Here is a 20,249-nt window from a genome sequence, read left to right as displayed (position 1 = left end):
TTAGCAGACGCGTTAAGGGCACAGGGTCACGATGCGCCCCGGCACTCAGGCGCAACATTGCTACCACTATTGTTTCTAAGGAAGAGAACAGCCCGCATGTCACACTATTCACTGGACAAGAATAAGATCAAAATTCTGCTCCTCGAAGGCGTCCACCCCACAGCGTTAGAGGCCTTCAAGCAAGCTGGTTATACCAATATTGAGTATCACAAAGGCTCCCTCACCGGTGAGGCGCTGGAAGAAGCGATTCAAGATGCTCACTTTGTCGGCTTGCGTTCACGCACCCAGCTGACTGAATCGGTTTTCGCAAAGGCGAAAAAATTGGTCGCGGTCGGCTGTTTTTGTATCGGCACTAACCAAGTTGATCTCGACGCTGCCGCTCAACGTGGTATCCCGGTTTTTAATGCCCCCTTCTCAAATACCCGCAGCGTCGCCGAATTAGTGCTTGGAGAGATCCTGCTGCTGCTACGCGGCATTCCGGAAAAGAATGCCAAGGCGCATCGTGGCGAATGGCAGAAATCCGCCGAACGCTCGTTTGAAGCACGCGGAAAAGTATTGGGGATTATCGGCTATGGCCACATCGGAACGCAGCTGAGTATTTTGGCCGAAAACCTTGGCATGAACGTTTGTTATTACGATATCGATAACAAGCTGTCACTCGGAAATGCCGTACAAGTCAACTCGCTGACCGAATTATTAAACCGCAGTGATGTGATTTCATTGCACGTCCCGGAAACCGAAAGCACCCAAAACATGATTGGCAGTGAAGAATTCGCCCGTATGAAGCCCGGCGCTATCTTTATTAATGCCTCACGCGGTACAGTAGTAGACATTGATGCCCTATGTGGCGCGCTTGAGAGCAATCATTTGTCCGGGGCGGCGATCGATGTATTCCCCGTTGAGCCTAAAACTAATAATGACCCCTTCAGCTCACCGCTGCAGGCCTTTGATAATGCGCTGCTCACTCCCCACATTGGTGGCTCGACACAAGAAGCGCAGGAAAACATTGGCCTTGAGGTGGCAGGCAAGTTGATCAAGTACTCTGATAACGGCTCGACACTCTCTTGTGTCAACTTCCCAGAGGTGTCACTGCCTGAGCATCAAGGGCGTTCTCGTTTACTCCACATTCACGCGAACCGTCCCGGTGTGTTGACCAAAATCAACACCACCTTTGCCGATGAAGGCATCAACATCGCCGCACAATATCTGCAAACGTCCGCAAAAATTGGTTATGTGGTGATTGATGTCGAAACCGAACAGGCTGATAAAGCACTGAAGAAGCTTAAAGCGATTGAGGGCACGATTCGCGCCCGCATTCTTCACTAACTGAAAGCGGAAAAAAAAGCCCCATTGGGGCTTTTTTTATTTAGACACAGCTCTGTGTCGGCAGGGCTGTCGTTACTTTATTGCCAGTGCGTTACTGTTCTTCACGCAGAAAGACCAACTCATTCCCTTTGGAGTGTGCCTCGCTAAAATAGTAGCCGCCAACATCAAATGTCTTGATAGCGTCAATAGATGTCGCACGCTGATCAATCAAATAGCGCGCCATCATGCCACGGGCTTTTTTGGCGTAAAAACTGATCACCTTGTACTGACCATTCTTACAATCTTTAAAGACGGGGGTAACAATGTCGCCATCGAGTTTTTTCTTATTTACCGCTTTGAAATACTCATTGGAGGCCAAGTTCACCAGTAATCGATCACCTTGCTCTGCCAAGGTGCGATTCAATGTCTCAGTGATGATATCGCCCCAAAACTGATACAAGTTATCACCGCGCGATGTCGCCAGCTTGGTGCCCATTTCAAGGCGATAAGGTTGCATCAAATCCAATGGCCGCAATAGGCCATACAAACCCGACAACATTCGGAAATGCGCCTGCGCCCAATCAAAGTCCTGTTCAGACATTGAAGTGGCATCCAGACCCGTATAAACATCCCCTTTAAACGCCAGTATCGCAGGGCGTGCATTATCAGTGGTAAAGGTTGGTGACCATTCGGAAAAACGGACTGCATTCAGACTGGCAATTTTATCACTCACCTTCATTAACGCACCGATATCGGCGGGCGTTAATTGACGACATACCTCGATCAATGCTTGAGAGTGCTCAGTCAGCATGGGTTGGGTATGACGTTGCGTCGGCAATGGTGACTCATAATCCAATGTTTTCGCGGGGGAGACCACAATCAGCATCTTGCTAACCCTTATGTTATCTGTCTGTTGCCAAGACTATCATTCCAGCATAAAAAAGCCACCGCATCACGGTCACTGCTTGGGCAAAGGCCAAGCCTTTTCGTCCAATTGGCTGTGAAGCTCAGGGAAACGGCGACTATCAAACACAGGCACTCGTCCTAACGAACGTTGGGTGTGGTAATCAGCTGCCAAGCGCTTAACAATCCCAGACAGCAATAAGATCGCAATCATGTTCACCAAGGCCATCATGCCCATTGATGCATCCGCTAGCGTCCACACTAAGGGGAGCTCGGCCAGCGCGCCAAACATCACCATGCCCAATACCAATGCTCGAAAATAAGGCAGTGCCGGACGCAAGCGACCATTGATAAACAACAAATTGGTTTCTGCATACGAGTAATTGGCAATGATGGAGGTAAACGCAAAGAAGAAAATGGCCACCGCCACAAATTGCTCGCCCCAATCGCCGACCTGTGCACTCAAGGCTCGCTGCGTCAGTTCAACCCCCGTGACTTCGCCGCCGGGAATATACTCCCCCGATAGCAGAATAATTGCGACGGTTGCGGTACATATCACCAGAGTATCGACAAAGACTCCCAGCATTTGTACATACCCTTGAGAAACTGGATGAGGCGGATAGGGTGTGGCGGAGGCTGCGGCATTCGGCGCCGAGCCCATGCCTGCCTCATTCGAGAAAAGGCCACGCTTAATGCCCTGAATCATTCCTTGCGCCAAGGTGTAGCCCAACGCGCCAGAGGCGGCTTCATGAAGACCAAAAGCACTTTTAACCACCAGCGATATCACGGCGGGTACTTGCTCTATATTGGTCAACATCACATAACACGCCAGCGATAAATAGAGCAGTGCCATCACAGGAACTAAGACCTCAGCCGTGCGCGCAATTTGACGTAAGCCACCGTAAATGATCAACCCACTAACCAGTGCCAGTCCTGCACCGACATAGGCAGGCGGCCAGCCAAAAGCGACTTGGGCAGCCTGTGAAATCGAATTCGCTTGAACCGAGTTAAACACCAAACCAAAGGCAAGGATCAACAGCAACGAGAATAATATCCCCATCCAGCGCATCCCTAGGCCATGCTCCATGTAGTAAGCCGGACCGCCTCGGAAGTAGCCATCCGGATCGCGGACTTTATAGACCTGTGCCAAGGTGCTTTCCGCAAAGGCAGTCGCCATTCCCAGAAACGCCATCAGCCACATCCAAAAAATCGCCCCTGGTCCACCAAGAGAGAGTGCAACCGCCACACCAGCCATATTGCCTGTCCCGACGCGCGCAGCCAGTCCAGTACACAAGGCTTGAAACGACGAAATTCCCGAACTGTCGCGGCGGCGACTATGACGCATCACAGAAAACATATGGGAGAAGTGACGGAACTGAATGCCACCGAGTTTTAGCGAAAAGAAGACGCCACCGCCGATCAGCACATAAATGAGCACCGATCCCCATATCAGATCGTTAATAAAGGTTAAAAGGCTCAAATGACTGTCCCTCGTCGTGTCGTGATTGCTGTCTGCGGCGCAATCTTCGCTTGTCTGACCGGTAAGATCAATTGATGGCCGCCCTTGGCTGTGCTGGTCATCACTGTTTTTAAAAATTCAGTGATGGCGTTCTCATAAAAAGTTCATCAATCTGCCACAAATGAGAAATACTTCAATTTTACGGTAGGGCGAGCTGTGGTATTTAAAACCTAACCGCAAGGTGAACAAGGGGTGACTATGGATAACTTTGCCTTTAACGACATGTTCGAGCAAGACAAGCCACAACGCAGCGGACGCGCAAAACCAGTCAAACGTAAATGGAGAGAAATTGAAGCGCTGAAGGACAAACAGCGACTGAGAAAAGAATTGGAAGAAATCGATATGTATGGCGATTTCTCTCAACTGGACCTTGATTAACTCACCGATAAAAGGATGCGAAAAAGGTGCTCACTGAGCACCTTTTTTATTGGTCAGGTTTTATCTGACCAAGACGGCTTTGCCCCTCAATCACTTGGCTTTCTACGCATCATCCAGTGTGGGTTGCCAATCAATGGGCGCTTTACCTTGCTCGCGCAATAATGCGTTAGTTTGTGAGAAATGGCGGCAGCCCAAGAAGCCTCGATGCGCTGACAGTGGAGAGGGATGCGGCGCGGTTAAAACATGATGGCGCGTACGATCAATCGCTTTGCCTTTTTTCTGAGCATGCGCGCCCCAAAGCAAGAACACCACACCATCACCATGCTGATTGACAGCCTCAATCACTCGGTCAGTAAAGGTCTCCCACCCCAGCTTGGCATGAGAGTGCGCCTTCCCTTGTTCAACAGTCAGTACCGTGTTTAACAATAACACGCCCTGCTCTGCCCAGCTTTTCAAGTAACCATGTGAAGGGATCTGAAATCCCTCGATATCCGTCGCTAGCTCTTTATAGATATTGACCAACGAAGGTGGCGTTTTCACCCCGGGTAATACGGAAAAGCAGAGCCCATGGGCCTGATTGGGCCCATGGTAAGGGTCTTGGCCTAAAATCACGACTTTCACATCACCAAGTTCAGTAAAACGAAAGGCGTTGAATACATCCTCTTTGGGAGGGAAAACCGTGACGCCACTGGCCCGGACCTTTTCCACATAGGCTAGCGTATCGCGAAAATACGCTTGCTCTTTCTCGTTGGCTAGCACCTGCTGCCACGTTTGCGCCTGRGTCATGCTTGCTCCTTATCATCACACTGGCGCCATTTTAACGAGACAAACAGATGAAATCAGTGTGTGGCGCGATCTTTTGTTCTTTCCGTATGGGCATGGTAATGACGCTGGCAACGCCCTTGTACCGCTCGGTTCGGGGTCGGTAAGCTCGCGTGTGAACGTGGCGATAATGTTCTAGTCATGGGTCGCTCCTTATCTGTGCGTGTGCCTAGAACATCATGAAAAATCAATGCCAAGTTTAAATGGTTATATATTTCAAACAATTAAGGAGATTCAGGGAAAATCCCCCACCAAACATGTGCCAACATGGTGCAAAACTGCCTACCCATCGTTCAGTCCCGCTTTAGTTTTTGTAGTAATTTTACAACAAAATAGCACTATAAATACGAATGCTTGTCGCTGCGCGTAGTGCTCTTATCATCAAATTGATTTTGTTCACAATAATATTGATATCAAATAACTATCTTCACGATAAAGACGATTAAATATTGACCCAAATCAAAATAACCCTACAACTAAAGCGGTATATATGAGCTTCGAAAGTGATGAAATCTTACATCACTAAAGTCACTATCAGAAAAAGGGGATAGGCCATGATCACCGGCATTCAAGTAACCTCAGCGGCCAATGATGACCTCATCAATTCTATTTGGTTGATTGATAAAGAAACCGACCAAGCACGCTGTGTCTGCGCAAAACAGGGCTTTGAGGCGGATCAAGAAGTCGCGCTGTCTTCTTTGGGTGAGTTTGACTACCGTGAAGTCAATATCGAAACCCAAGCGGTTAATGAAGGGGGTCAACACCTCAACGTTAACGTGCTGAAACGTGAAACCTTAGAAGATGCAGCCAAGCACCCAGAAAAATATCCGCAACTGACCATCCGAGTCTCCGGCTATGCGGTTCGCTTTAATTCACTGACCCCTGAACAACAGCGTGACGTGATCACCCGTACGTTTACAAGCTCACTGTAAACACACAGGTTATAAAGAAACAGCCCGCTTTGGCGGGCTGTTTTTGGTTAAGCGCTCAAATTAAGAAGGTACGCTCTTAAGACCGAGAAATCGACCTCTTGCTCACTCGACAATAAATCCATCTGCGCATGTTTTGCCAATGGCCCTGGCAGCGGAATATCCTTGTGTAAAATCGCATCGACCGACTCTTTAAACTTGGCCGGATGCGCGGTACACAAGAAAATCCCCTCTTCTTTCTCACTAAGCTGTTGCGCTAACAAGCGATAGGCAATGGCGCCATGCGGCTCGCATAAATAGTCTTGCTCAGCAAGCTGCGTCAAACTTTCTGCGGTTTGCGCATCGTCCGCGTGTCCTGATGCCAATTCGCTCAGTGCCCACCCTTCACGGCGGAAAAGCTCTTCGATACGCGGCCAGTTATTCGGCTGACTCACATCCATCGCATTCGATAACGTTGCGACTGTGGTTTGCGGCTGCCACTGCCCAGTGGCCAAATAGCGTGGCACCGTATCATTGGCATTGGTGGCAGCGATAAAGCGTTTAATCGGCAGCCCCATCGCCTTGGCAAGTAAGCCCGCAGTCAGGTTGCCAAAGTTGCCACTGGGTACCGCGACAACAACTTGGTCTCGCTTGTGCTGAGGGATCTGGGCAAGCGCTTCAAAATAGTAGCAAATTTGTGCCATCAGCCGGCTGATATTGATTGAGTTTGCCGAGTTTAAGCCAATGGTTTGACGCAACTCTTGATCATCGAAGGCTCGCTTCACCATCGTCTGGCAGTCATCAAACGTGCCGTTCACTGCCACGGTGTGAATATTGCCGCCGAGGGTACAGAACAGCTTTTCTTGCAACGGGCTAATTTTGCCTTTCGGATACAAAATCACCACATTGATGTTTTCAATGCCATAAAACGCATGAGCAACAGCGGCACCGGTATCGCCTGATGTGGCGGTGAGAATCGTGATCTTGTTGCCGTCTGACACTGCCGCGAGGGATTGCGCCATAAAACGACCACCAAAATCTTTGAAGGCGAGCGTTGGCCCATGGAAAAGTTCTAGCGCATGAATACGCTCAGTGACGGATTTGAGCGGTGCCTCAAAGGTAAACGCCTGCGCCACCAGCTCATGGATTTGGCTTTTTGGCATTTCGTCGCCAATCAAGGCCGAGAGGATCTCAGTGCTACGCTCGACCAATGGCATCGACAGCAAGGCATCGATATCCTCAAATTGTGGTACGTGCTCGGGGAAAAACAGCCCTTGTCCTCGCCCTAATCCTTGTTTGACCGCTTGCGCGAACGAGACGGTTTCACTGTGATCTTTGATGTTGTAAAGCTTCATGCCTGACTTCCTATTTCTTTTGCGCCCTGTCCATCAATGCGACATACATGAACAAAGCCATCATTATTTTGTACGTAGTGCTCGCGCAGCCATTGTGCGAGTCGCTCGGCAACCTGTAAATCATCACAGATGCTAAACAAGGTCGGCCCAGAGCCTGAAATCCCTGTCGCCAATGCGCCACAGCTTTCTGCATACGTCCGCGCATCAACAAAGCCCAGCAACAGTTTTTGCCGATAGGGCTCTGCAATCACATCACAAATCAAGCTCGCCGCCAGAGCAGGTTGCTGAGTGTGACACGCGTGAATAAAGCCGCCCAAATATCGGCCGTGGGCAATGACATCTTGACGGCGATACTGTGCGGGCAAGATAGTGCGTGCTTCTGCAGTCGATACTTTAATCCCAGGATAAGCCATCACCCAATACCAGTTATCAAAATGTGGTACGGGTTGACTGATCACGCCTTGGCTTTCCAGCATCAATTGCAAGCCACCTAAGTAGCAAGGCGCCACATTGTCATAGTGTAAGCTGCCCGAAATACTGGCTTCCATCTCCCCCATTAGCGCGAGCATGGTGGTTTCATCCAGTGGGTTACCGTGAAAGCGGTTTAACGCATCAAGCGCTGCCACAATCGAACACGCGCTGGAACCCAATCCGGAGCCGATGGGCATATTCTTTTCCAGCAACATCGCCACCGGCTTTACCGCGATCCCCTTATCCTGCAGCGCATGTGCATAGGCTTGGTAGGCCTGATAGACAATATTGTCCTTTTCATCAGCAGGAAGCTTGTCGGTAAATCGCCCTTCACAGCGCAGCGAAAAGGGGCGGTCGCCGCCCGCTTTCACTTCAACCACATCCCCCAGCAAGCTGCCATCGATGGGGCTGACCGCTGCACCTAATACATCAAAGCCCACACTCACATTACCAATTGAAGCGGGTGCGTAAACGCGTACTGTCATCACTACACTCCTAGCTTCCAGCCCAAGGTGCGCATCAAATCAGCGAACACCCCTGCCGCCGTCACGGCGGTGCCTGCCCCATATCCGCGCAAGACCAATGGAATCGGCTGATAATAGCGGCTGTAAAAGGCGAGTGCGTTTTCGCCATCTTTAATTTTGTGCATCGGATCGTCACTGTCTACAGCTTGAATTTTCACGAAGCATTGACCGTCTTCAATACCGCCGATATAGCGCAGCACCTTGCCCTCTTGAGCCGCTTGCTCTGACCATTGCTTAAAGTAAGCATCCGCCTCCGGCAAGCGTGCCATAAAGGACTCCACATCACCCGATTGATCAAAGCCTGGCGGCAACGCGGGCTCAACTTCGACATCTTCCAGCTCTAAATGCATGCCAGCTTCTCGTGCCAAAATTAACAATTTACGCGCCACATCCATGCCAGATAGATCGTCACGTGGGTCGGGCTCGGTGAAGCCACTGTCACGCGCAACCTTGGTGGCATCACTAAAGCTTACGCCTTCATCTAACTTGCCAAAAATATGTGATAGCGACCCCGACAAGATCCCAGAAAATCGTGATAGCTCGTCCCCTGCAGCAATCAGGTTTTGCAGGTTTTCAATGACGGGCAGGCCAGCCCCCACCGTGGTTTCGTACATAAACTTACGATGTGTCGCGCGCGCCGCCTGACGCAGCTGTTGGTAGTAAGCCATGCTACTGGTATTGGCTTTTTTGTTAGGCGTGATCACATGGAAGCCCACACGTAAGAAGTCCGCATACTGATCCGCGACTTGTTGCTCTGCTGTGCAGTCAATCAATACTGGGTTGATGATATGATTTCGCTGCACCAGCTGGATCATACCGGCAAGGCTAAACGGTGAAAGGTGATTAGGCAGCTCATCACGCCAGCTATCTAGGTTAATGCCTTGGCTGTTCAGCCACATGCCTTTACTATTTGCCAGTCCACAGACACGCATCACAATGCCTTGCTGCTGCAGCTTCGCTTGTTGACGGCGAATTTGCTCAATCAACTCGCCACCGACACCGCCCACACCGACGATAAACACATCGAGGTGATGTTGGCTGTTAAACAAGTTTTCATGGCAGGCTTTCACCGCTTCCGAGACACGCTCTGAGGGGACAACCGCCGAGATAGCACGCTCTGATGAACCTTGAGCAATGGCGACGATATTGACATTCACTTCCGCTAGCGAGGTGAAAAAGCGCGCCGCAATCCCTTTTGAGGTGCGCATACCATCCCCTACCAAGGAGACAATCGATAGGTGATCGATAAACTCAACAGGCTCAAGCAAACCATCTTTAAGCTCAAGTTCAAAGTGGGTCCGCAACGCCTTCTCAGCTTTCACTTTATCCTGCGCTTGAATACAGAAGCTAATACTGTACTCTGACGACGATTGGGTGATCAGCACGATGGAAACGCCCGCGGATGACATGGCGCCAAACACACGTGAAGCCATACCAACCATTCCCTTCATCCCCGGACCAGAGATATTGACCATACTCAAATCGCTAAGCGTGGTGATCCCTTTAATGGCAAGCTTATCTTCACCAGTATCATCGCCAATCAAGGTACCTGCGCCTTGAGGATTGGCCGTATTTTTAATCAAACAAGGGATATGGAAGCGAGCAATAGGGGCGATGGTTTTAGGGTGGAGCACTTTGGCACCAAAGTACGACAGCTCCATCGCTTCTTGATAACTTAGCGACTTCAGCAAACGCGCATCTGGCACCAAGCGGGGATCGCAGTTATAGACACCATCGACATCCGTCCAGATTTCGCAGCACTCTGCGCGGACACAAGCGGCCAGCACCGCAGCGGAGTAATCGGAGCCGTTGCGGCCTAAAGTCACCAGCTCGCCTTGCTCATTGCCGGCCATAAAGCCCGGCATCAAGCCAACATGATTAGCGGGAATGGGAGACTGTTTAAAGCGTTGCGAAGAGGTTTCAATGTCTACTTCGGCACTCAGGTAACTGCCAGAAGCGGCAAAATAACTGACCGGGTCAATCTCAAAGACTTGATAGCCACGCGCCGCTAACAACGCCTGCATGGCTGCCACGGACAAACGCTCCCCCTTGCTGACCACCCGCGCATAGGTGCTGTCCGGGCAAAGCCCCAGAAGGTTCATACCGTGTACATATTGACGTAGTTGCCCGAGACTGCGAGAAAGCTTATCGAACAAAGGCTGGGTGTCGAGATTAGGCTGGCGTTCGGCAAGGCCTTGGAACAGCGCGGTGAAAATGGTTTCTAGCTCTTTGAGTGGCAGCTCAGCCTCTCCGTATTTAACCGTGTTATCCACCACGGACACCAGAATATTAGTGACACGCGCTGGGGCGGATAAAACAGCAGAGACGTCACTCTGACCCTGATTGCTAACAATGATGTCAGCGGCACGACTGAATCGCTCTGCATCGGCAAGCGATGTGCCACCAAATTTTAAAACTCGCATCCGTTTGGGACCTCTCTCTTAAGATAAAAAAAAGCCCGTACCGGTGAGGGTACGGGCTTTTCTTGGAAATTCTGTGCGTATCAGCCCGCACCAACACACATTGTGCCAGTAATAATGGTGGTTGTTGTGGTGGTAAGGGTGCTGATCGTCAGTTGCATGTGTGTTGCATTTATCGTTTGTTTTGTTGAGTTCTATTTAGGTGTATCGAATCATGCCGCCGAGGTCAACAAAAAAGTGACACTGATTGCTTTTTCGCCAAAACTCTGAGAGGTTGAAGAGAACAAAAACGGCATGGAAGCAGGGAAAACGAATGACACAGGACGCCATGGCGCAATTGGTCGCAAATACGATATTACAGGGCTCGGATGCCATGTACGGTCGCTTCTTAGATGTGACATCAGGCGCTCAAGAGCGCTTTGAGCAGCAAGATTGGAAAAGCGTGCAGCAGGCATTGAAAACGCGTATTCAATTTTACGATCACCATGTCGGCTTAGTGAGTCAGCAACTGCGCGCCATGCTGGGCAAAGAACACGCCACACGCTCCTTTTTGATGGCAGTGAAAGCGGCCTACATCAGGCTCCTTGATGATTACCCACGCTACGATATCGCTGAGAGTTTTTTCAATTCGGTGTATTGCCGTATTTTCGAACACCGAAATATTCGTCGTGACAAACTGTTTGTGCAAAGTTCACAAGGTGGACGTATTCCCAAGTATCCAACGCCCTTGTTGCGACGCTTTCAATCGCAAGCTGGCATTTATGCCACGCTAGAGCGCATGCTAGACAGCACGCCCTTTACCCTGCCGTGGCGAGATAAAAGTGGCGATCTTAAGCGCATTACGCAAATCCTCCAGCAACGCTTTGGTCCGCAGCTAACCATGAGCTTCACCATTGAAATGGTGCGTCAGCCGTTTTTTCGCAACAAAGGGGCGTACTTAATTGGCCGTCTGGATATGGCGAACCAACGCCGTCCTCTCGTGCTGCCCTTGCTTATCTCAGATGACGGCGAGCTGTATATTGATGCATGTATTACCGATAGCGACGATGTGAGTATCGTATTTGGTTTCGCGCGCTCCTATTTTATGGTGTATGCCCCCGTTCCAGCCGCTTTAGTCGACTTTCTCAATCAGTTGATGCCCAATAAAACCCCAGCAGAGCTCTACACCGCGATCGGCTGTCAAAAACATGGTAAAACCGAGCTATACCGCGAATTTCTCTATCATTTGGATAACTCTGATGACTTGTTTGATATCGCGCCGGGGATCAAAGGGATGGTGATGTCGGTGTTCACGCTGCCCTCATACGGCTTTGTGTTTAAGATCATCAAAGACAAATTCGCACCGCAAAAACAAATGACGCACGCCCAAGTGCGCGAGAAATACCGCCTCGTCAAAGAGCACGATCGGGTGGGACGCATGGCCGACACGCAGGAGTATCGGAACTTTATCTTTCCTCGTCACCGTTTCAGCGATGCATTGATTGACGAATTGCTAAATGTGGCGCCTTCGTGTGTGTCCGTCACTGACACAGAGGTACGGATCCGCCATTTATATATGGAGCGGCGGATGATCCCGCTCAATATTTACCTCGAGCAAGCCAGTCCTGACGCCTTAACCCAAGCAGTACAAGAATACGGTGATGCCCTCAAAGAGCTCGCAGCTGCCAATATTTTTGCCGGTGACATGTTGTTTAAAAACTTTGGCGTCAGCCGCCATAATCGGGTGATTTTCTACGATTATGATGAAATCGCCTATCTCACTGAGGTCAACTTCCGCCGCATACCGCCACCGCGTTATCCAGAAGATGAGCTAGCCGCAGAGCCTTGGTACAGCGTGGGAGAAAATGACGTGTTTCCCGAAGAGTTTCGTACCTTTTTGTTGGTCAACCCTGCACTACGTGATGAGTTTGAGCGCCTACATCCCGAGCTTTTTGAGGCCGAATTTTGGCAGCAACTGCAACATCAGGTCCAAGAGGGCTACTTCCATGATGTGCGCCCCTACAGCGATGCGCTTCAGTTAGTCAAAGCCTAAACAAGCTTAACCTGGCGTCAATTTTGCTTGTTGTTTTATTGTCGTCATCACACGCTGGCGCTTATCAGGTACGTCAATAGCATGACGTTTTTTTAGACAAAGTTGCGACCGCGCACACTTTTTTGTCTACACTGATCATCAGCGGTGACGAAACCGACAAAAATAACAACGCAAAGGAACCTAGAGTGAAACAATTCGGATTGTTCGCACTCGCCTTGCATATAGTGGCAACCCCTGCATTTGGCGAGCAAATGCTATCGTTCGAGACCGAAACGATAGCCGACTCTAATCGCTTTTTTATCCAGTCGATGCCCTCGGCAGGAGACGGATTTGATAGCTGGACCATAGAGTCAGGCTATCGCTACCCCTTGAGTAATCTCTCCGTTTATCTTGGCACGCAAATGAAAAGCGAAACCCAGACAGCCCCCACGCAACGCGGCTTGCTCAGCGGCATTGAGTACCGATTTACCGACAAATTACATGTTTCTAGCCAACTGAGCCACGGCTACCAACGTGATAAAAGCGTTAACCAATGGGGAGTCAGCAGCCGCTACCAATTGAGTGACTCTTTCGATGTCAATGCCGGGCTAGATGTGGAGTTCGATCCTGAAAAAGACACCGAGTCCATTTACCAACTCGGCGTCGGGTTACGCTTTTAACAACGTGTAACGACGGCGTAAATGCTTAATCCACGTCGCTGACCGTACTCAAAGGCTGCGCGCAAACCAGCACACCGTTTTTGTCAGCATACAGGTAGTCACCCGGGGTCACTAGCACGCCTTCCAGCGTTAGCACCACATCTACCTCTCCCCAGTCCCGTTTTTGGGTTTTAATCGGACAGACGCCGAGTGCTTTAATGCCAATAGGCAAGATGGCAAGCGTCGCCACATCCCTCACTGGCGCGGCAATCACCACCCCCGCCCAACCATTGTCGACCGCACTTTTTCCGATCATATCGCCCAATAACGCACGATCCATCGCACCGCCGCCATCAACCACTAAAACCTGACCTTGGCCGGGCGTTGCGAGAAGCTCTTTCACTTTGGAGTTATCGTGATAACAGCGTACAGTGCGTATACGTCCTTCAAAGCCGCTCACCGCGCCAAAATCTTGCCACTGAATGGGTAGCCAACGCACAGCGTCTGGGTGGTTATCGCATAAATCAGGTAGTCTATCGTCCATGATGCTCTCCTCAGTCCAGTGATGAGTTTGTCAATTCCAGCAGTGATGAAAACGTCACGCCTAGTGACTGCGGCGCAAAATCTGTCATCAGTGCAGGCAGTAACCATAATGTATCCTCCTCCACCCAATAAATCGCGTTTTGCTGCCACGTTTTCGCCAATGCAATCGCTTCGTCTTGATTCAGGGCAACCGCAAAGCCCGGCTCAAACCAGCTGCCATCAGGCGCCCCACCATGCATTGCCCAATAGCGAATCCCCGCTTTCTCCATCTCATCCGCGAGTTGACGATTACGTAATTGATTCTCTTTCTCAGATAAAGGTTGGCTGCGAGGGTTAAATGCGGTAAGAATGGCAAAAGAGCGGACACTAGGAGCTTGGGGTGCCCGAAATGCGATCTGCTGGTAAGTTTTCCACAAATCGCTGGCGTTATTCTGATCACACATTATTTACACCTGTTCGTTACTAACATTATGCTTAATTGCTAATTATGCGCTAATATTCATAAAGTTAAACGGGAAGTTGACCCTAATCACCAACAAAGATGCTTTTGATTGGGGTCAATAAAGGATGAAAAAAATCATCAACGTTCACCGTAATATATTGTTAGCGCGCTGTTAAATGAATACAATTAGCGGCAATCAATGGATGTAACAGTGATTGCCTCTGAGGCTTACGAGGGCCGATAACGCCCTGCCTCAACTGGAACACACGGTGCGTTGTCTAGCATCGACACACACCTCTCTATGGATGGCGTGCCATATGTTGATTGCGAGGTTCGCGGAAGGCATCCTCTCGCAATTTTGTAAATTTTTTTCATGGGCTAGTGGAACTAGACTGTGAAGTGCAACCGGATTCTATTTAGATATTAGGTATCGCCAATGCAAACCCCGCAAATTCTGATTGTAGAAGATGAACAAGTCACACGTAACACGCTGAAAAGTATCTTTGAAGCGGAAGGTTACAATGTCTTTGAAGCCAGCGATGGCGACGAGATGCATCAAGTCCTATCCAATCATCAAGTGCACTTGGTGATTATGGACATCAACTTGCCCGGTAAAAACGGTCTATTGCTCGCGCGTGAATTGCGTGAACAGGGCGACATGGCATTGATGTTCTTGACGGGCCGTGACAACGAGGTCGACAAAATCCTAGGGCTGGAAATTGGTGCCGATGACTACATCACCAAGCCATTTAACCCTCGTGAATTGACCATTCGTGCACGTAACTTGTTAACCCGTGCGATGAGTAGCGTGAACGGTGGTGAAGAAAAACGCAACGTTGAACAGTATGTGTTTAATGGTTGGGTTCTTGATATCAACAGTCGCTCTTTGATTAACCCTGAAGGCGAGTCGTTCAAATTGCCACGTTCAGAGTTTCGTGCCCTGCTGCACTTCTGTGAAAACCCAGGCAAAATCCAGACCCGTGCTGAGCTGTTGAAAAAGATGACAGGTCGCGAGCTAAAGCCGCATGACCGTACTGTGGATGTCACAATTCGTCGTATTCGTAAGCACTTCGAATCGCACAGCGACACCCCAGAGATCATTGCCACCATTCACGGTGAAGGCTATCGCTTCTGCGGTGAGCTCGAAGATCAATAAGCTGCACACCCAATATGAATAAGGCGCCTGATGGCGCCTTTTTTGTTTAGTTAGTTGGTGGTGTTTAGGAGGATTGCTCATCTAACCATGCTTTTAACACGGTCAGATCGTGCTGATAGCCTACTTTAATTTCATCAACCCAATCGGCAATATTCTCCCACCACGCCGGTAACTCAGGAGACTGTGCTTTTTGGGCCACTTTTTGTACATGCTTCAAGCCCACTGAGCCCGCCGCACCTTTAATTTTATGCGCTTCCGACACAATGCCATCTTGGTCGCGTGCGGTCATATTCGAATCAAGAATCGCGATGTATTCCGGCATCAATTGTTCAAACATTTCAATACTTTTGCGCACAGGCTCGGTGCCAACTAGCTCGACATAGCCGGTGAGCATGTCCATATCCAACAGCTTTTCCGCTTGCTCACTTGCGACTGGCCGCGTCGACGCACTCTCGTCAGTCACCGCTTCTTGCCCCTCCGCCAACGCATAACGCTCAATCACTTGGCTAAGTGCCGCGACACTAATCGGCTTGCTGATCGCATCATCCATGCCTTTGTCGATGTACTCGCCTTTGTCTTTGATCACATTGGCGGTTAATGCGACAAGTGGTGGTAAGCTCGACTGTGTTTCGCGTAATGTTGCTGCAATATCAAAACCGGTCATATCCGGTAATTGAATATCTAACAGCAGTAAATCAAACGCCCCCGGCATAAAGGTGTTTAGCGCCGACTGACCATCTCGCGCAACGGTCACTTCATGGCCTAGACTTTCCAATAAATTGGTAGCGACCGTGATATTCAGCTCAATATCTTCGACAAGCAAAATTCGCAAGCGGCTATCACTGCGCGTGGGCAGTTGGACCTCATCATCCGCAGGCTCACTCAAAGGCACGGAAACCGTGACGGTAAAGGTACTCCCTTCACCTTCTTCGCTATCGACGGTAATGTCGCCTCCCATCATGCGCGCTAACTGGCGAGACACGGCGAGTCCAATCCCTGTTCCCACAGCATGCAAGTTTTCTTCGCCTTGTTTTACCTGATAGTACATGGCAAAAATTTTATCTTGCTCATCAGCAGGGATCCCCACCCCGCTGTCTTCAACTTCAAAGCAAAGATGCGCGTTGTCGTCCTCCACATCTGCACTAACGGTGATGATCACACAGCCTTGCTTGGTGAATTTGACCGCATTCCCGACCAGATTCCACAAAATTTGCCGTAGTCGTGTCGCATCCACGGCGACAAATTCCGGCAAATCTGTCACCCGTTCAAGCTCAAAACGCAGCCCTTTTTGCTCCGCCATCAGGCCAGAGATGTTTTCAATCTCAGTAACAAATTCACGCAGATCGATGCTAGTGGGGTACAAGGACAGCCGGTTTCGATCGGATTTATCTAAATCGATAATATCGTTGAAAATATTACCCAAAGTGATGGCACTGACGTAAATGGTACGTAAGTAATTGCGTTGATCATCATCCAGCGGCGAGTCCAATAGCATGCGGCTCAACCCGACAATCCCATTAAGCGGTGTGCGCAACTCGTGGCTGATGGTGGAGATAAAGGCGGTTTTATCTCGGCTCGCTTTCTCCAATGCATCTTGATAACGCTTACGTTCGGTGATTTCACGGCCAAAGCCAAGCAATCCCAGATGACGACCGTCTCGCGCAAAGAAAGGGACTTTGCGCAGTTCAAAATAGGCCTTGCGTCCATCTTGATACTCAAGCCATTGCTCGTAGGTAATGGAGACATTGTTATCAAAGACTTGCTGATCGGTCTCCACCACTTTCGCGGCGATATCCTCGCGATAGACATCCCACGGCGTCAGGCCCTTCAGCGCCTTCTCTTTATAGCCGGTCAGCTCTTCCATCGCGCGGTTACAGCCGGAGAACTGCCCCTTGGCATTGCGGTAATAGATCAGATCCGGAGACGCATCAATAAACGAGCGCAGCAATGCGGTTTGCTCGGCCAGCTCTAGCTGTGCTTTTTCCCGCTGATATACCTCGTTTTCTAGATCCTTAATCGCCTCTTGGCGCGCACTCTCAGCTTTTTTACGCTCGTCGATTTCTAAATTCAGCTGCTCAATATTTTCGGTCAATTGCCGGTTAAGACGCATGTCTCGCGCACGCATCTCTTCTAATTTAGACACCAGCTTAGATAAGCGCTGCCGCGATTCTTCCAGCTGATCCACCACCACGGACAAAAAATAAACCGCCCAAGGGGTAATCACCAGGCCGAAGAAAATCGAGCGGATAATGTCGATATTTTGCACCGTGCCTTCCAGCACCAAGGTGATGCCCACTTGCACCACCACGGCCAGTGCCACAAGCGCGAGTGCAAGTAGCATGCTGAAGCGGACAATGCCCAGCTTGACCAGCAAATCAACATAATACTGCGCTAAAACTTTGAGTTGTTTCATAAAGGCTTACTACACGCCAGTTAAGAGTGGAAGTGTTCAGGCTCAGGGCGCAGCGCATCGTTCTCTATAGCGCTAGACGTTGGTCCCATTAAGCTGACTTGATTGCGCCCCAGCCGCTTCGCCTGGTACATGGCTAAGTCGGCTTGATGGATAAGCTCCCCATAATCCCCTTCGGGTGAGGGGATCATACACGCAACGCCGAGACTCGCGGTCATCACCGCTGCGACCGGGGAATACTGATGCGCGATTTCACGCTCGGCCAACGCCGCCCTTGCCCGCTCGGCAACTAAAGCAGCCCCATCAAGCTCAGTGTGAGGCAATACAATAGCAAATTCCTCTCCACCATAACGCGCGACCGCATCAAGTGGTCGATTAATCGCCGATTTAAAAGCATTCGCCACTTGCTGCAAGGCCCAGTCGCCTTGTTGATGGCCGTAATTATCGTTGTAAAGTTTGAAGTGGTCGATGTCACAGAGGATCAAGGCAAGCGGTGTTTGTTCACGGGCGTGTGACCGCCACAACTTGCGCAATTGCTCATCAAAGCTGCGTCGATTCGCCACTTGGGTCAAACTATCCACGAAGCTCATTTCTTGGAATGACATGATCGCATCCGCCAGCTGTTGTTGGGTGTGCTTACGTTCGGTGATATCGCGCGCCATCACCAGTACTGCAAAGCTGTCAGTCACCGGATCATCAATACGCGATTTCGTCACTTCAAACCAAGTTTGCTCGCCGCTGCGCCGCCAAATCACATCTTCATAGGTAACAGTTTCCCCAGTATCCAGTACATGCTGATCGCGCTGGCGATGCTGATCAAAAATATCTGCATCGACGACCTCTTGCGCTGGAGAGGTCTCAAGCGCTTCAATGGAGACCCCGAGCGCATCGGCATAGGCTTGATTACAGGCAAGGTGGTAATAGTCCTGATCAAAGATCCCAATCGGATCCACACTGGCATTAAAAATCGCGCTCAGTAAATTGCTCCGTTGCTGAAGCGCTTGCTCAGCCGATTGGCGATGATGCACCTCGCGTTGCAAACTTTGCTGCATTTGGTGCCAGTCGGTCACATCATGACTGATGCTCAAGGTGCCAACCACCTGTTGCTGATCATTTTTAAGCGCCGTGATATTGGTTTCAAGCAAACAGCTTTCGCCGTTTAACTGCGATGCCCAAGTACGCACCGTCTTTGAGCCAGACAACGGCTGATCGGCATGCCACATAATGCCCTCTTGCTCGCGGCCTCGCCAAAAGCGGTCAAAGGCCGCATTGGTTCCCACCACATTGCCATCGACATCTTGAAAGCAAACCAATTCAGCCAACGAATTAATCACGCTAAGCAAAACACCATGTTCTTGATGCTGTAACTGCCATTGCGCGTGGCGCGCCAGCGGTGCTAGCGACACTAACCATGCTTTTTTACGCCGACAACGAATGGGTAAGCCCGACAAGCGCACGCCAATGCGTACTCGATTCGCGCCGGGCGCTTTGACCTTAGCTTCGACATTAGAGAAAGGACGTGGCCACTGCTGAGCAACAATGAAGGCGCGTACCGCTTGTCGCTGGTGCTCATTGGCCGTTTTAAAGTGGTTTTTGCTGTCCACTAATGAAAATGCCTCCACACAGGCAGCATTGGCATACAAGATGTCACCATCATCGGCGGTAACAATGGCATGGGGCGTATCGAGATCAGCCATATACACTCGCCAATGGGTTAACGCGACGGTTTCTTGTCGCGCACGCCACGCGTAGCCAAGCACCGCACCTAAAACAAGAAATGTAAATAAAATGAAAAATGCCATGCGGCTCCTGTGTGATCACACCCATCCTTGATTCGCGACATCTTTTTCCGTTGCGTCGCTTATAGAAGCGCTATTTTGCCACAATTTTCTCAAAATACATGGCTACGTGCCTCACAGGTTTTTACTGTCAATTGTCATTTTTTTACATCAAATCACAGCGCATCTTGCTATGAAACTGAAGACATAAAACGCACCCTGCTTTATTTCTTTCTTTGGTTAGAATTTATGCTCGAATTTGGCCTTAAATTAATAATTATTTAACAAAACAGCATAAACGCGAATAGCTATTATTCCTGAAAAAATTGACACAAAACCTGAAAATATCAGGTGTTTAATTGACATCACACCAAGCCTCATGGTGCATAAAGGCTGCATAATAAAATTTGACCTTTAACTGCTTTGCCGTTAATTTGAAAGGTCGCTGAATAGCGCTTTCTGGATACGGCAGGCTAGGCATCGCGTTGAAAATCAGTAATTTAATTACTTACAAGCACGCGATTTTCCCGTTAAATAAACACAACATAACGGGTGAGCTGTCACAGTCCTAGACGCTTTCAGAGTGGTCAGGAGGATCACGACAATAAATGCAATCACTGCGAGTGACGCAGTAGCAAGGGAGAA

The 20,249-nt window shown here is 49.8% G+C and carries 17 protein-coding genes and 1 other annotated feature; of the genes, 6 read left to right on the top strand and 11 right to left on the bottom strand.

The window, feature by feature from the left end:
- Positions 1-96: 96 nt before the first annotated feature.
- Positions 97-1,326 carry a phosphoglycerate dehydrogenase gene (serA, locus tag BZJ19_RS06465; RefSeq protein WP_069589766.1) on the top strand — a complete coding sequence of 410 codons (1,230 nt, stop codon included), beginning with the start codon at positions 97-99 and terminating at the stop codon, positions 1,324-1,326.
- A 91-nt stretch (positions 1,327-1,417) separates the two neighbouring features.
- Here serA and yaaA read toward each other — a convergent pair whose 3' ends face one another.
- Complete coding sequence (yaaA, locus tag BZJ19_RS06460) at positions 1,418-2,191, bottom strand: peroxide stress protein YaaA (RefSeq protein ID WP_077675013.1); 774 nt, start codon at positions 2,189-2,191, stop codon at positions 1,418-1,420.
- 72 nt (positions 2,192-2,263) lie between these two features.
- Positions 2,264-3,688 carry an alanine/glycine:cation symporter family protein gene (locus BZJ19_RS06455; protein ID WP_077675012.1) on the bottom strand — a complete coding sequence of 475 codons (1,425 nt, stop codon included), beginning with the start codon at positions 3,686-3,688 and terminating at the stop codon, positions 2,264-2,266.
- 237 nt (positions 3,689-3,925) lie between these two features.
- Here BZJ19_RS06455 and BZJ19_RS06450 point away from each other — a divergent pair, with 237 nt between their 5' ends.
- Entirely contained in the window at positions 3,926-4,105 is a 180-nt protein-coding gene (locus tag BZJ19_RS06450; protein WP_069589769.1) for a DUF3545 family protein, read from the top strand.
- 102 nt (positions 4,106-4,207) lie between these two features.
- Here BZJ19_RS06450 and ung read toward each other — a convergent pair whose 3' ends face one another.
- On the bottom strand, positions 4,208-4,891 hold the full coding sequence (gene ung / locus BZJ19_RS06445; protein ID WP_069589773.1) for a uracil-DNA glycosylase: 684 nt from the start codon (positions 4,889-4,891) through the stop codon (positions 4,208-4,210).
- Positions 4,892-4,944: 53 nt separating this feature from the next.
- Positions 4,945-5,070: a hypothetical protein gene (locus tag BZJ19_RS17345; RefSeq protein WP_268794307.1), complete on the bottom strand. Its 126-nt coding sequence runs from the start codon at positions 5,068-5,070 to the stop codon at positions 4,945-4,947.
- Between the two features lie 411 nt (positions 5,071-5,481).
- Between BZJ19_RS17345 and grcA the strand changes: the two genes are divergently transcribed.
- Positions 5,482-5,859, top strand: coding sequence for an autonomous glycyl radical cofactor GrcA (gene grcA, locus BZJ19_RS06440; RefSeq protein ID WP_069589774.1), 378 nt, complete (start codon positions 5,482-5,484; stop codon positions 5,857-5,859).
- A 47-nt stretch (positions 5,860-5,906) separates the two neighbouring features.
- Here the strand turns inward: grcA and thrC are convergent, their stop codons facing one another.
- Genes thrC through thrA form a run of 3 tightly spaced genes read right to left on the bottom strand, consistent with a single transcriptional unit; the run spans position 5,907 to position 10,608 of the window.
- The gene (gene thrC, locus BZJ19_RS06435) at positions 5,907-7,190 is read right to left on the bottom strand and encodes a threonine synthase (RefSeq protein WP_077675011.1); all 1,284 of its coding nucleotides are present in this window, start codon (positions 7,188-7,190) and stop codon (positions 5,907-5,909) included.
- Complete coding sequence (gene thrB, locus BZJ19_RS06430) at positions 7,187-8,146, bottom strand: homoserine kinase (protein ID WP_077675010.1); 960 nt, start codon at positions 8,144-8,146, stop codon at positions 7,187-7,189. Before thrB ends, thrC begins: the two co-directional genes overlap by 4 nt.
- Positions 8,147-8,148: 2 nt before the next feature.
- The gene (thrA, locus tag BZJ19_RS06425; protein ID WP_077675009.1) at positions 8,149-10,608 is read right to left on the bottom strand and encodes a bifunctional aspartate kinase/homoserine dehydrogenase I; all 2,460 of its coding nucleotides are present in this window, start codon (positions 10,606-10,608) and stop codon (positions 8,149-8,151) included.
- Between the two features lie 24 nt (positions 10,609-10,632).
- Positions 10,633-10,750: a sequence feature (Thr leader region), on the bottom strand.
- Positions 10,751-10,918: 168 nt separating this feature from the next.
- On the opposite strand from thrA, the gene aceK reads away from it, so the two are divergent.
- Together aceK and BZJ19_RS06415 are read left to right on the top strand one after the other, a co-directional pair.
- On the top strand, positions 10,919-12,637 hold the full coding sequence (gene aceK, locus BZJ19_RS06420) for a bifunctional isocitrate dehydrogenase kinase/phosphatase (RefSeq protein ID WP_077675008.1): 1,719 nt from the start codon (positions 10,919-10,921) through the stop codon (positions 12,635-12,637).
- 185 nt (positions 12,638-12,822) lie between these two features.
- Positions 12,823-13,296: a hypothetical protein gene (locus tag BZJ19_RS06415; RefSeq protein WP_077639537.1), complete on the top strand. Its 474-nt coding sequence runs from the start codon at positions 12,823-12,825 to the stop codon at positions 13,294-13,296.
- Between the two features lie 25 nt (positions 13,297-13,321).
- On the opposite strand, the gene BZJ19_RS06410 is transcribed toward BZJ19_RS06415, so the two are convergent.
- Both BZJ19_RS06410 and BZJ19_RS06405 read right to left on the bottom strand, forming a co-directional pair.
- On the bottom strand, positions 13,322-13,819 hold the full coding sequence (locus BZJ19_RS06410; protein WP_077675007.1) for a putative 4-hydroxy-4-methyl-2-oxoglutarate aldolase: 498 nt from the start codon (positions 13,817-13,819) through the stop codon (positions 13,322-13,324).
- A 10-nt stretch (positions 13,820-13,829) separates the two neighbouring features.
- The gene (locus BZJ19_RS06405; RefSeq protein WP_077675006.1) at positions 13,830-14,261 is read right to left on the bottom strand and encodes a DUF3293 domain-containing protein; all 432 of its coding nucleotides are present in this window, start codon (positions 14,259-14,261) and stop codon (positions 13,830-13,832) included.
- 435 nt (positions 14,262-14,696) lie between these two features.
- Here BZJ19_RS06405 and arcA point away from each other — a divergent pair, with 435 nt between their 5' ends.
- Positions 14,697-15,416, top strand: coding sequence for a two-component system response regulator ArcA (gene arcA, locus BZJ19_RS06400; protein WP_069589785.1), 720 nt, complete (start codon positions 14,697-14,699; stop codon positions 15,414-15,416).
- Between the two features lie 64 nt (positions 15,417-15,480).
- On the opposite strand, the gene arcB is transcribed toward arcA, so the two are convergent.
- Both arcB and BZJ19_RS06390 read right to left on the bottom strand, forming a co-directional pair.
- Positions 15,481-17,829 (bottom strand): aerobic respiration two-component sensor histidine kinase ArcB, encoded by a 2,349-nt coding sequence (arcB, locus tag BZJ19_RS06395; RefSeq protein ID WP_077480002.1) that lies wholly within the window; start codon positions 17,827-17,829, stop codon positions 15,481-15,483.
- A 20-nt stretch (positions 17,830-17,849) separates the two neighbouring features.
- Complete coding sequence (locus BZJ19_RS06390) at positions 17,850-19,628, bottom strand: GGDEF domain-containing protein (RefSeq protein ID WP_077675005.1); 1,779 nt, start codon at positions 19,626-19,628, stop codon at positions 17,850-17,852.
- Positions 19,629-20,249: the final 621 nt, after the last annotated feature.

The sequence above is a fragment of the Salinivibrio proteolyticus genome, from assembly GCF_001996165.1.
Taxonomy (GTDB): Bacteria; Pseudomonadota; Gammaproteobacteria; order Enterobacterales; family Vibrionaceae; genus Salinivibrio; species Salinivibrio proteolyticus.
This window is presented reverse-complemented; position numbering and strand designations above follow the sequence as displayed.

Coding starts and splice junctions, on each gene's coding strand:
- serA (WP_069589766.1), top strand. CDS start 97: ATGTCACACTATTCACTGGACAAGAATAAGATCAAAATTCTGCTCCTC.
- yaaA (WP_077675013.1), bottom strand. CDS start 2,191: ATGCTGATTGTGGTCTCCCCCGCGAAAACATTGGATTATGAGTCACCA.
- BZJ19_RS06450 (WP_069589769.1), top strand. CDS start 3,926: ATGGATAACTTTGCCTTTAACGACATGTTCGAGCAAGACAAGCCACAA.
- BZJ19_RS17345 (WP_268794307.1), bottom strand. CDS start 5,070: ATGACTAGAACATTATCGCCACGTTCACACGCGAGCTTACCGACCCCG.
- grcA (WP_069589774.1), top strand. CDS start 5,482: ATGATCACCGGCATTCAAGTAACCTCAGCGGCCAATGATGACCTCATC.
- thrC (WP_077675011.1), bottom strand. CDS start 7,190: ATGAAGCTTTACAACATCAAAGATCACAGTGAAACCGTCTCGTTCGCG.
- thrB (WP_077675010.1), bottom strand. CDS start 8,146: ATGACAGTACGCGTTTACGCACCCGCTTCAATTGGTAATGTGAGTGTG.
- thrA (WP_077675009.1), bottom strand. CDS start 10,608: ATGCGAGTTTTAAAATTTGGTGGCACATCGCTTGCCGATGCAGAGCGA.
- aceK (WP_077675008.1), top strand. CDS start 10,919: ATGACACAGGACGCCATGGCGCAATTGGTCGCAAATACGATATTACAG.
- BZJ19_RS06410 (WP_077675007.1), bottom strand. CDS start 13,819: ATGGACGATAGACTACCTGATTTATGCGATAACCACCCAGACGCTGTG.
- BZJ19_RS06405 (WP_077675006.1), bottom strand. CDS start 14,261: ATGTGTGATCAGAATAACGCCAGCGATTTGTGGAAAACTTACCAGCAG.
- arcA (WP_069589785.1), top strand. CDS start 14,697: ATGCAAACCCCGCAAATTCTGATTGTAGAAGATGAACAAGTCACACGT.
- arcB (WP_077480002.1), bottom strand. CDS start 17,829: ATGAAACAACTCAAAGTTTTAGCGCAGTATTATGTTGATTTGCTGGTC.
- BZJ19_RS06390 (WP_077675005.1), bottom strand. CDS start 19,628: ATGGCATTTTTCATTTTATTTACATTTCTTGTTTTAGGTGCGGTGCTT.